At 61.6% G+C, this 11719-nt stretch carries 11 protein-coding genes; 10 read left to right on the forward strand and 1 reads right to left on the reverse strand.

What is annotated here, in order from left to right:
- Nucleotides 1-52 precede the first annotated feature (52 nt).
- The 9 genes from DDD63_RS05550 (at nt 53) to hisD (ending at nt 9814) form a co-directional block, all read left to right on the forward strand.
- A complete protein-coding gene (locus DDD63_RS05550; RefSeq protein ID WP_240611443.1) occupies nt 53-1501 on the forward strand; it encodes an acyl-CoA thioester hydrolase/BAAT C-terminal domain-containing protein in 1449 nt (482 codons plus the stop codon).
- 26 nt (nt 1502-1527) lie between these two features.
- Complete coding sequence (locus DDD63_RS05555; protein ID WP_108715532.1) at nt 1528-2505, forward strand: protein phosphatase 2C domain-containing protein; 978 nt, start codon at nt 1528-1530, stop codon at nt 2503-2505.
- Entirely contained in the window at nt 2502-3206 is a 705-nt protein-coding gene (locus DDD63_RS05560) for a hypothetical protein (protein ID WP_205647343.1), read from the forward strand. The genes DDD63_RS05555 and DDD63_RS05560 overlap by 4 nt, the downstream gene beginning before the upstream one ends.
- Entirely contained in the window at nt 3203-4558 is a 1356-nt protein-coding gene (locus DDD63_RS13130; protein WP_108715534.1) for a protein kinase, read from the forward strand. Before DDD63_RS05560 ends, DDD63_RS13130 begins: the two co-directional genes overlap by 4 nt.
- Nucleotides 4558-4923: a protein kinase gene (locus DDD63_RS13135; RefSeq protein WP_108715535.1), complete on the forward strand. Its 366-nt coding sequence runs from the start codon at nt 4558-4560 to the stop codon at nt 4921-4923. The genes DDD63_RS13130 and DDD63_RS13135 overlap by 1 nt, the downstream gene beginning before the upstream one ends.
- 253 nt (nt 4924-5176) lie before the next feature.
- Entirely contained in the window at nt 5177-6934 is a 1758-nt protein-coding gene (leuA, locus tag DDD63_RS05575; RefSeq protein WP_108715536.1) for a 2-isopropylmalate synthase, read from the forward strand.
- 21 nt (nt 6935-6955) lie between these two features.
- A complete protein-coding gene (gene recO, locus DDD63_RS05580; protein WP_108715537.1) occupies nt 6956-7690 on the forward strand; it encodes a DNA repair protein RecO in 735 nt (244 codons plus the stop codon).
- Complete coding sequence (locus DDD63_RS05585) at nt 7687-8448, forward strand: isoprenyl transferase (protein ID WP_108715538.1); 762 nt, start codon at nt 7687-7689, stop codon at nt 8446-8448. The genes recO and DDD63_RS05585 overlap by 4 nt, the downstream gene beginning before the upstream one ends.
- Nucleotides 8449-8497: 49 nt before the next feature.
- On the forward strand, nt 8498-9814 hold the full coding sequence (gene hisD, locus DDD63_RS05590) for a histidinol dehydrogenase (protein ID WP_108715539.1): 1317 nt from the start codon (nt 8498-8500) through the stop codon (nt 9812-9814).
- A 32-nt stretch (nt 9815-9846) separates the two neighbouring features.
- Here the strand turns inward: hisD and DDD63_RS05595 are convergent, their stop codons facing one another.
- Nucleotides 9847-10611, reverse strand: coding sequence for a VIT family protein (locus tag DDD63_RS05595; RefSeq protein ID WP_108715540.1), 765 nt, complete (start codon nt 10609-10611; stop codon nt 9847-9849).
- Nucleotides 10612-11056: 445 nt separating this feature from the next.
- Here DDD63_RS05595 and DDD63_RS05600 point away from each other — a divergent pair, with 445 nt between their 5' ends.
- A complete protein-coding gene (locus DDD63_RS05600; protein WP_108715541.1) occupies nt 11057-11659 on the forward strand; it encodes a universal stress protein in 603 nt (200 codons plus the stop codon).
- The last annotated feature ends 60 nt before the right edge of the window (nt 11660-11719 follow it).

Below are 11719 nucleotides of genomic sequence, written 5' to 3' on the forward strand. Positions count from 1 at the left end.
GATTCTGGGCATATGGGGAGTCTGGGCCGGTCCCGGATGGAACCCGCAACCCATGCGCGCCATGATTGTGCCGGAGACATCGGACACGACTATCACCACAACCACGCCGACTGCCGAGATCGGAACCTACACCGTTGAGACGAGCGTCGTCGACGTCACGATGCGTGACGGTACCACCGTGCCGGCAACGGTGAAGAGGCCGGTGGGAGTAGAAGGGCTCGCACCGGGCGTTGTCCTCGTGCACGGGACGGGCACGGCCTCTTACCGAAGTTTTGTCCTGGAGAGTGAACAGATCGCTTCTACCGGCATCGTCACACTGGTACCGGAGAAGCGGATAGACAACTACACCACGACACATCGCGATTATGAGGCGCTGGCGAGGGATTACGAGGACGCCTACGACTATTTGCTGTCCTTGGATGAGGTCGATCCGCACCGCTCCGGGCTCTATGGCGTCTCCGAAGGTTGCTTCGTTGCCCCTATAGTGGCGGTGACCAAGACTGAGGGCGTCAGTTTCGTTGTTCTCGTATCGGCTCCTGTTTTACCGATACGACAGCAGGGGGCGCTGGCGGCCGACAACTATCTGCGCAATCTTGGTGCCCCTATCCAGATAATCAATGCGATTCCGAGACTGATTGGACAGGATTTCGGCGACGATGTCTTTGATTACATTGACTTCGACGTGTCTGTGTACCAGCAGCAGATGACGATGCCGGTGCTCATGCTGTATGGCACGGGCGATATGTCCATGCCGACGGTACAGGGGCCGTTGGAGATGCGTGAGGACCTCGCTGTTGCCAATAACACCCACTTGACGGTGAGGTATTACGCGGATGCCGACCACGGCCTGAAGGTGGCGGGAACACTCCTTACCGAGGCCATGCGAGACACCGCAGATTGGATCAATGGCATGCCGGACACCGCGGCGGCCCTGCCGCAGGTGGCGGGCGCACAGCCGAAGCAGGACTATGTGGCCGGTGACGTTGGTCGCACCCACTGGTTCGCATCCGGCCAGGCGGCTGTGATCATCTTAGTGGTCGGTGTGGCACTGACAGCGGTCGGCGCACTGCTGGGGCTGATCGGCAGGCTCCGCATTGCTGGGCGGCGACTTGCCGATACCGGCGGATGCGGCGGTACCGTCTATCTTGCATCAATCGCTGTTGTGACGGCGTGGGTAGCGATTGTCGCCTATGTGGTAGCTGTGGCGACGCTGGCTACCTCCTACCAACAGAACAGGTGGATCGTGCAGGGCGGATGGCTGGCGGTGCAACTCTTGGCGCTTGCCTCTGCCTGGTGCGTAGTTCGTGTGCATTACGCCTGGCGGGAGGCGCGGTATCGTGATCGCTCGCACGCTCCGCAGCATGCAGCGAAGGGAGACAGACGAAAAGAGCACGGGCAAATCAACGCCTTGGGTCAGGCGGTTATCGCGGTGAGTTTAATCGGCCAAGTAACTCTTATCGTTGCATTGGCCTATTGGGGTCCCTTCCCAGCGTTGTTCTAGCCGGGTTCGCAGGTCAGAGCGTATGCATGGATCCGGCGCCAGGCCTTGTACATTTCTCCTTCCGGCCGCGCACCGGGTTGGGGAAGGAAGATATGCCGGTCACTGTTGCTGGGCGGCACTCGTCGGAAATGGTGCTATCGCGTAGAGTTGATCCCATGGTCTTGAGCCTGAGTAGTGCCGGCGTCACCGACGTCGGGCGCGTACGCAGCCGTAACGAGGACCGCTATCTACTCCACCAGAACCTGGTGGCCGTCGCGGACGGGATGGGCGGACACCTCGTCGGTGACAAAGCCGCCGAGATGGTAATCGCGGCGCTGGCCGCAGTTGATTGGGCGGAGCTCACCACGGATACCGAGCGGGTCGCGTTGCTGGGTCGGCAACTCACCGGCGCCCGGAAGTCGATTGTCGAGATGGTGGAAGGGGATATTAGCGAGACCACTGAAACGCGAATCGGTGCACAGCCGGGTGCCGGTACCACCCTGGCCGGTGTCTTATATTGCCAGGAGGAACCCGATGGCACGGTTCCCTCCATTGCGACCGGCTCCTCTGCGGAGGATAACCGGCTCGACGGTCACTGGCTGGTGTTCCATATCGGTGATTCGCGTGTGTATTTGTGGCGGCAGGGTGAATTGGTGCGCCTGACCAAGGATCATTCGCTGGTGCAGGAGCTGGTTGACTGCGGTGAACTCACGGAGGCGGAGGCACATCGTCATCCGCGTCGACATGTGATCACACGGGCAATCGGGATTTACGATGCCCCGGAATCCGACGACGATCCAGAGCCGGAAGTCGGGTATCTGCCAACGGTCCCGGGCGACGTACTGCTCGTATGCTCCGATGGGTTGACCGATACCCTCACCGACAGCCAGATCACTGCGGTTATTGAGGACCTGTCCGGCGACTCCTTGGAAGCTCTCGTCTTCGCACTACGCGATGTGGCCGTCTCGCACGGAGGGCGTGACAATGTCACGGTTGTGACACTGGGGAGTGTCGATTCATTATGAGTTTGGCGTTGGAGTTCTGCGGAGAGTGGTTCCATATTGATCCGGCCGAATCCTTCCTCATCGGCAGGGAGGGACAGCTGGAACTGGGCGATAATCAGTACCTGCACCGGCGTTTCCTGCTCATCACCTTCCAGGACGGCATGTGGTGGATCGACAATATAGGGTCCCGCCTATCGGCCACGCTGGCAGATAAGGACGGAGTGACGCAGGCCTTCCTGCAGGCGGGCGGGCGTCTCCCGCTTGTGTACGCGGAGACAACGCTCCTGTTCACCGCCGGTCCTACGACCTATGAGATGCGCCTGGTCAATGATCAGCCGACGTATGCTCCCTCCGCCGTGGCGGAGACCTCAGACTCAGGCGAAACAACTATCGGTCCGGTGTCACTGACGCCATCGCAGCAGCTTCTCGTTCTGGCCCTGGCCGAACCCCTGCTGAACGGGCGTGGTACAACGGCGTCGATCCCATCCTCACAGGCGGCAGCGGATCGGTTGGGGTGGCCATTGACGCGTTTCAACCGCAAACTCGATCATGTCTGTGACAAGCTCACCCGGCACGGCGTGCGAGGCTTGCATGGAGGCCCGGACAAGCTCGCTGTTAATCGGCGTGCCCGCCTTGTTGAGCACGCGGTGGCGACTCGGCTCGTCTGCGCCGACGACCTTTACAAGCTGGAGGACCCGTCGTCGTACGATGACGCACAGTGACACGGGATAACAGCAAAATGGATAATTCGCGCGAATGGGCAGATGTCGTTGTGAGATGGGGAGGCGCGGCGACTTCCGATAGGGCGGCAAGCGGCGAGGGAATGATCGCCGATTTACCCGTCTTCCTGCTGGCCGACCCGGACAATGAGACCCCGCTCGCCCGTGAAGCCACTTGGATGATGATCGACGCCTTTCAGGCTTTACGCTACGCACATCCGGGAGGTCCCAGCGTGCAGGCGGTGCATGACGTATGGCGGGATGTGCTGCGCGGTATCCAACGGCGCACGGCTGAGGCGACCATTTATGGCGTCGACCAGGAGAGCATCATCGAGCCGGAAATCGCAGGTCTCATCGCAACGAAGATCAACGAGGTGCCGATGTGGATCGCGGTCAGTTCGGGCGGGGTCGGCCTCCTGGAGAACAGCGACGACGGCGTGGCCCGGGTGCCGGAACGTGACGATGTGGGCTATGACCTTCCAGGCTACCTGTGGACCATGCCGATTCGTGCCGGACAGCGTTTCGTACTTGCTTCCAAGACATTGTTGGCGGCCATGACTCTGACGCGTATGCACGCGGTCATCTCGCAGCTGCCACGTGCCGAGCGGGCAGCTGCGACACTGGTTGCCCAGCCGTCTCCCTTCCCGTCTCCCGAACAAGCCGCAATTGTGGTCGACGTGCTGACTCCACAGGAGGCTGTCGGCCTCGCGTCGCCTCCGACCCTGGACGCGGCGGATGTCAGTGGGGCACCGGATGCATCGGAACAAGACGCGAATCTGGATCCACGTATCACCGGGAGTTGGGGTCTTGAGGCTCTCGGCGTCGATTCACTGCGCGGTGGCCGACACGGACGCCGTTCCCACTCCGCCCCGCCGGAAATAGATGATTTTCGGTTTGTGTCCTACCTGGGATCCGGAGGCTTCTCGGATGTCTATCTGTACGAGGAGCAATTGCCGAAGCGGATGGTCGCGATCAAGGTGCTCTCGCGCCGTTCCCTTGGTGAGGGTGGAACATCACAGTTCCGCGACGAGGTGGATCTGATGGCGCAACTGTCCGGTCATCCCTCGGTGGTCTCGATTCACGATGCTGATATTGCCCGCTCCGGGCAGCCGTATGTTGTGATGCAGTACTGTCCACTGCCGTCATTGGCGGAACGGCTCGCCACCGGTCCGTTGGAAGCGGCGGACGCGATCAAGATGGGAGTGCAGATAGCCGGTGCGGTGCACACCGCACATGTGATCGGTATTGCCCACCATGACCTAAAACCAGCGAACGTACTGTACTCGGCCTTCGGGCGCCCGTTGCTGGGGGACTTCGGTATTGCGACCCTGGTGGGGCCTCCAGTCGGGAGGTAATGGGGGCATCGCTGCCGTGGGCGGCTCCGGAGGTACTTAACAATCAGGATGCGGGGATTGAAGCGGATGTCTACTCGCTGGCTGCAACCGTGTACACGGCATTGGTGGGCCATGCGCCATTCCGTGTGGAGGGGCAACTGACGCGGCGTGAATATATTGAACGAGTTCTGAGCTCGGAGCCGACCGATATAGAGCTCGACATGCCCGAACCGGCGTATTCGACCCTGCAGCGCGTCTTACGGGAGGCAATGGCGCGTAACCCGCACCGACGTACCGCCTCCGCGGCCGCGTTTGGACGCGGCCTGCAGCAGGTGCAAGTGCAGCTCGGACTCCAACCGACCGACCTTGAGATTCCGGGTGTGTGACGAGCCGACGACATCGCCAACCGTGCTGGAGATCGTGCCGGGGGAGAGACTCCTGGCGCGTCAAGCGAGTTGGCGCTTCAGCGCGGACGTCCACATTCTGGCGTTGCGACTGGACATCCGCCCTCGAGGCTCTAAGGTAAAACCATGAGCGCGGCATTGCTCCTGCTTCCCAGCCGCGACGGGATCCGCTAGACCGGCACCCCGCCGCGGGTATCACCTTGCCGGTCGCCCACCACTTGCTTCAGGAGCAGAGATGAAGACCGAAGGATTCCATAATCAGCAGACGGCGACCACAATGCCCATTGGGAAGTACCGCAGCTTCCTCGATGTTAACCCGGTGTGTCTACCGGATAGGCAGTGGCCGGACAAAAGGATCACGAAGGCGCCGCGCTGGCTGTCAACGGATCTGCGTGACGGCAACCAGGCGCTTATCGAGCCGATGGATCCCGCGCGCAAGCGGATGATGTTCGAGCTGCTGGTGAAGATGGGATTTAAAGAGATTGAGGTAGGCTTTCCCGCTGCATCCCAGGCGGATCTGGACTTCTGCCGCTGGCTCGTGGAGGAGAGCGCGGTACCAGAGGATGTCACGATCTCGGTGTTGACACAGTCCCGCCCGGAGATCATTCATAAGACGATTGACGCCTTGCAAGGGCTGCCGCGGGCGACCGTGCATCTCTACAATGCGACGTCGCCCGTGTTCCGCCGCGTCGTTTTTCATAATGACCGGGAGGCCACGAAGCAGCTTGCCGTGTGCGGAACACAGGAAATCGTTGCCTATATGGAGAAGGTACTCGGCGACGACATGGTTGCCGGATTCGAGTATTCGCCGGAAATCTTCGTTGATACCGAACTCGATTTCGCCCTGGAGGTATGCGAGGCGGTGATGGATGTGTGGCAGCCCGCGGCTGATCGGGAGATCGTACTGAATCTGCCGACGACGGTGGAGCGCTGTACCCCGAATGTTTACGCCGACCAGATCGAGTACATGAGTCGAAATCTATCGCGGCGTGAGTACATCGCACTGTCGGCGCATAACCATAACGACCGTGGTACGGGGATTGCGACGGCGGAGTTGGCCATGCTGGCAGGTGCTGACCGCATCGAGGGGTGCCTGTTCGGGCAGGGCGAGCGTACCGGCAATGTGGACCTGGTGACAATGGCCTTGAACCTTTTCAGCCAGGGTGTTGATCCGCAACTGGACCTATCCGATATCGACCGCGTGCGGCGTACCGTCGAGCACTGCACTTCCATGGATGTGCCGCCGCGCACGCCCTATGGGGGCGACCTGGTGTATACCTCGTTCTCTGGTTCGCATCAGGATGCGATTAAGAAGGGATTCGCCGACCGGCAGGAGCGGGTTGCGGACGCGGGCGGAGATGAGCTGGCGGTGCCGTGGGAGGTTCCCTATCTGCCGATTGACCCGAAAGATGTCGGTCGCACCTATGAGGCGGTGGTGCGGGTCAATTCGCAGTCCGGCAAGGGCGGCGTCGCCTATCTCATGTCAACGACACGGCATTTCGATCTGCCGCGCCGCATGCAGATTGAGCTGTCCCGAATCGTGCAGCGTTATACCGACCAGTACGGCGGAGAGGTGACGGCCGACGACTTGTGGCAGATCTTCGCCGATGAGTACCTTCCCTTTACCTCCGCACAGGGCTTGAAACCGTGGGGGCGTTTCCGGCTGCTGGCGACGACGGTGACGGCCGGGGACGAGGGTGAACAATCCGTGCTCACAGCCACCATCGCAGACGGCGATGAGGAGCACACGCTGGCGTCACGCGGCAACGGCCCCATTGATGCCTTCGTCAGCGCGCTGTCGCAGTTGGGCATCGAGGTGCGGGTGCTCGACTACGCCGAGCATGCATTATCGGAGGGCGGCGACGCAACGGCGGCGGCTTACGTGGAGTGCGAGGTCAACGGTCAGGTCCTGTGGGGCTGTGGAGTTGACCCATCCACCATGCGCGCTAGTTTCAAAGCCGTTATCTCGGCCGTCAATCGCGCTCTGCGCTGACCGGTGTGAGAGAATAATGCGGTGAGACTGTACCGGGATGAGGCGCTTGTGCTACGCACCCATGATTTGGGGGAAGCAGATCGCATTATCACCCTGCTGACACGTGCCCATGGGCGCGTGCGCGGCGTGGCGAAGGGCGTACGCCGCACTAAGTCTCGTTTCGGGGCGCGTCTAGAGCCGTTCTCCATGGTTGACGTGCAGTTGTACCAAGGGCGTAGTCTCGATGTTATCACCGAAGCTGCAACGCTTAATCCTTTCGGACGTGCTATCGCTCCGGACTATGAGTCATACACCGCCGCCAACGCCATGGCAGAGGTGGCGGAGCGGCTTACGCCGGAAGAAGGGCAGGAGGATGAGGAGCAGTATTTGCTGCTTCTAGGCGCGGTGCATTCGTTGGCGGTCAAAGCGCATGATCCCGCCCTGATTCTTGATTCATATTTGCTGCGCGCCATGGCTCTGTCCGGCTGGGCAGTGGCAATCTGGGATTGTGCCCGTTGTGGAAGAGACGAAGGACTGCGCTCCTTCCACGTGGCATCGGGCGGAATGGTATGTGACAACTGTGCACCGCGTGGTTCCGCGCATCCATCGCCCGCCACGGTCGAACTGCTCGGGGCTTTGCTATCGGGTGACTGGCCCGTGGCAGAGGCTGCCGACCAGCCGACGCGGCGCGAGTCCACTAGCCTGATTTCCGCTTACCTGCAGTGGCATATTGAACGGCAGGTGCGGTCGCTACGGCTGGTTGAACCGGCATCATGATCTCGCCGCCACCGCATCCCTCCGGAGCGCGCCCGCCGCAGTTGCCGGTGCTTCCGGAACACGTCGCCGTCGTTATGGACGGCAACGGACGATGGGCGAACGCGCGCGGTCTGCCACGAACCGAGGGGCATCGCGTTGGTGAGGCAATGCTTATGGATGTGATTGCCGGCGCCGTCGAGATAGGAATCAAGGAACTGTCGGCGTACGCATTTTCCACCGAAAACTGGAAACGGTCACCATCCGAAGTACGCTTCATCATGGGGTTCACCCGGCAGGTGCTTCGCGCGCAGCGCGACGAGCTGAACTCGTGGGGCGTGCGCGTGCGCTGGGTGGGCCGAACACCCCGCCTATGGAAGTCGGTACTTTCCGAACTGCGGATCGCAGAAGAAATGACCGCCGCAAACGATGTTCTGACGTTGAATATGTGCATCAACTACGGCGGACGGGCGGAAATCACCGATGCGGCGCGTGCCATTGCGGCAGAGGCCGCAGTGGGGCGACTGCATCCGGAGCGAATCACCGAGCGCACTATCGCCCGCCATTTGTACGCGCCGCATATGCGAGACGTCGATCTGTTCATCCGCACCGGCGGGGAACAGCGCATATCGAACTTCCTGATGTGGGAATCGGCCTATGCCGAACTCTATTTCTCCGATCTGGCGTGGCCGGACTTTGATCGCCGCGAGTTGTGGCGTGCCTGCCAGGCCTACGCCGAGCGGGATCGGCGCTTCGGGGGAGCAGTCGATAAAGTTCAATAGGCGTGGACCGCGCTGCGGTGTGAGTGTCGGACATTTTAGAATCGTCACCATGCTGCAGACAATCGACTTGCGTGGCTCACGCCCGGACAGTCAGGACCTCGCCTCTCGTCTTCCGCGGGCGGAGGTAGACGTCGACAAGGCGCTGGAGGCCGTGCATCCGCTGATCGACGACGTGCGCGCACGCGGTCAGGTGGCACTGCTTGAATTGGCGGAGCGTTTTGACGGCGTGCGACCGGAGAACCTGCGGGTACCCCAAGCGGCCCTGGAGGCCGACCTCGCGAACCTTTCGCCGCAGTTACGCCAGGCCTTGGAAATCTCGATTGCGCACAACCGGGCCGGGCACGCTGCCCAGCTTCCCGTTGAACGCGAAACGGAGATCGTCTCAGGCGGCGTCGTGCGGCAACGGTGGGTGCCGATGAGAAGAGTCGGACTATACGTTCCCGGTGGCTTGGCCGTCTATCCATCTTCCGTGATTATGAATGCAGTTGCGGCACAGGTGGCCGGTGTCGGTCAGATTGCTCTTGCCTCTCCGCCACAGGCGGACCATGGAGGCTTACCACATCCAACGATTCTGGCCGCATGCCGACTTCTGGGTATCGATGAGGTATACGCCGTTGGTGGTGCTCAGGCGATCGCCATGTTCGCCTACGGGGTGAACGGGTTATGCGAAGGCGTCGATGTGATTACGGGACCCGGCAATATCTACGTGGCGGCAGCGAAACGTGCGGTGCGCGGCGTCGTAGGAATTGACGCTGAGGCGGGAACCACCGAAATCGCCATCGTCGCCGATAGGACTGCGAACCCCGACTATGTCGCGGCCGACCTCGTATCGCAGGCGGAACATGATCCGGCAGCGGCATCGGTTCTTATTACGGATTCGCCAGAACTGGCAGCAGCCGTTGATAGCAGGTGCGAGGCGAGGGCGGCCGCGACGAAGCATACGCAGCGGGTAGAAACAGCCCTGCGCGGTCCGCAGTCGGGGATTGTGCTGGTCGACGATGTGGACGCCGCTATCGCCGTCGCGAATGCGTATGCGGCCGAACATCTGGAGATTCACACTGCTCAGGCAGCAGACGATGCGGCGCGTATTCACAATGCGGGCGCGATTTTTGTCGGTCCTTACAACCCGGTTCCGCTGGGCGACTATATGGCCGGGTCGAACCATGTTCTACCAACGGGCGGTACCGCTCGTTTCTCCGCGGGACTCAACGTGCACGCCTTCCTCAAATCGGTGCAGGAGATCGAGTACTCCCGCGAGGCTATGACAGCCCTGTACGGACCGTTGCAAGCGCTGGCACACGACGAAGACCTTCCGGCACACGCCGAGGCTCTCGCGGCGCGTCTTCCGGGCGATAGCGCCGACTAGCCCGCAGTCGCCAATTCATTCGCAGTCACCGGTCAAAAGCAGGCCGCCACAAGCGCTCCGATTGAGTAGGTGACGCCCATCGCGAGCAGACCGCCGCATATGTTACGCAGCACCGCCGGGCGTTTCGGTGAGCCTCCCAGATGAGCCGAGACCGATCCGGTTATCGCGAGGGCGCAGGTGACGGCGACCACGGTGACGGGCACTGCGATGCGGGTTGGCGCGGCGAGGATCGCGACGAACGGGATAAGTGCGCCTAGGATGAAGGAGAACATCGAGGCGAAGGCGGCGTGCCAGGGATTGGCGAGACTGTTCGGGTCAATGCCGAGTTCAAGGCGTGCGTGGGCGGCCAGGGCGTCACGCCGCGTCAGTTGTTCCGCCATTTCATGAGCCAGGCGCTCGTCGACACCCTGTTCCTCGATTAAACCGGCCAGCTCGTTCAGTTCTCCTTCGGGATCGGCGGCCAATTCTGCGCTCTCTTTGGCCAGTTCGGACCGCTCGGTATCGCGTTGTGTGGAGACGGAGACATATTCGCCCGCTGCCATGGATAGGGCACCGGCTATGACACCTGCCAGGCCGGAGGCCAGTAACGCCGATCCGGTGAGAGCGGCACCCGAAACACCGACAACGATGCCGGCGGTCGAGACAATCCCATCATTTGCTCCCAGGACGCCGGCGCGCAGCCAATTCAGACGGCTGGCAACCGTGCTCGACGGCGACTCCTCCTGCGCAGGTAGCGCGGCTTGTTCCGCCGGGACCGCGCCCCGCCGTCTTCTGCGCCGTACCGATAGGGCGGTCATAGCTGTAGCGTATGCCTACATCTTGACTGAATCCAGTAAGGCTGGGCCTCCTAACCAGCTGGATATAGCCCTGAAAGGTAGGTTTTACGGCAGCGCCGACGGCGGCATGCGCGTAAAATGTGACGCGAGGGGCCAACGGTGACGCCTTGCGATGCGCAAGCACGGATGGCCCGTTGTGTGAGGTCGTTATGGCTGATGTCTATCCCGTTGTCGTCGGAACGGACGGCTCGGCGCACGCGGCAGTGGCGGAAGCGGCAGCTGCGGCGGACGCACGGCGGCGTGGTCTGCCGTTACGGCTCGTTTACTCTTTCGCTCCACTCTACGGTTTTGCTGGCCTCGATCCTACGCCCCGGAGAATGTTCTTGAGGCATGCCAGGAAATCATTGATCGTGAGATAGATGGGCTACGCGAACACTATCCGGATCTGGAGATCAGCGGCGAGGTATTGGTTCAAGACCCTGCGGTTGCACTCGTAAAGGAAACGGAAAGCGCGGATATTCTATATGTCGGCGCCCGCGGGCTGGGTGCCATTCGGCGCTTTCTCCTCGGATCCGTATCGAATAAGGTGGCGGCTTACGGGAAATGTCCCGTTGTGGTAGTACGCCACGCCCCGGTCAACGAAAACGGTCCGGTCGTCGTGGGCATGGACCCGGATGAGGGTTCCCCCGCGGCGATCGATTTCGCATACCGCCAAGCTCGGGCCCGCGGCGTGGCACTGCGTGTGATTCAGGCCCGGCAACACGCAGCGGCGAATGTCAATCGGGTACCGGAAGGTGCACTGCGCGAAGCGATCCGCAGCGGTGTTGCGAGCTTGGAGTCTAGCGGCAAGGAAGCCTTCAATAGCTTTGATGCTGACTACCCGGATGTACATGCCACGCTGGACATTGTCTCCGGCCATGCGGTAGATGCCCTCTTGGCCGCGTCCGAAGACGCCAGCCTGCTGGTCGTGGGCAATCATGGCCGCAACGCTCTGGCGATGCTCGGTTCAGTCAGTTCCGGTGTTCTGCATGGCGGGGCAGCGGTAGTGGCGGTGGTGCCGGCTGAATAAGGACGGCTGTGTTCCGACAGTGGCGGAACGTCCGGCAAGCGCGAGTTTGCACGCTGGACG

The sequence above is a fragment of the Actinobaculum sp. 313 genome, from assembly GCF_003073475.1.
Taxonomy (GTDB): domain Bacteria; phylum Actinomycetota; class Actinomycetes; order Actinomycetales; family Actinomycetaceae; genus Asp313.

Coding starts and splice junctions, on each gene's coding strand:
- leuA (WP_108715536.1), top strand. CDS start 5,177: ATGAAGACCGAAGGATTCCATAATCAGCAGACGGCGACCACAATGCCC.
- DDD63_RS05550 (WP_240611443.1), top strand. CDS start 53: ATGCGCGCCATGATTGTGCCGGAGACATCGGACACGACTATCACCACA.
- DDD63_RS05560 (WP_205647343.1), top strand. CDS start 2,502: ATGAGTTTGGCGTTGGAGTTCTGCGGAGAGTGGTTCCATATTGATCCG.
- DDD63_RS13135 (WP_108715535.1), top strand. CDS start 4,558: ATGGGGGCATCGCTGCCGTGGGCGGCTCCGGAGGTACTTAACAATCAG.
- hisD (WP_108715539.1), top strand. CDS start 8,498: ATGCTGCAGACAATCGACTTGCGTGGCTCACGCCCGGACAGTCAGGAC.
- DDD63_RS05595 (WP_108715540.1), bottom strand. CDS start 10,611: ATGACCGCCCTATCGGTACGGCGCAGAAGACGGCGGGGCGCGGTCCCG.
- DDD63_RS05585 (WP_108715538.1), top strand. CDS start 7,687: ATGATCTCGCCGCCACCGCATCCCTCCGGAGCGCGCCCGCCGCAGTTG.
- DDD63_RS05555 (WP_108715532.1), top strand. CDS start 1,528: ATGGATCCGGCGCCAGGCCTTGTACATTTCTCCTTCCGGCCGCGCACC.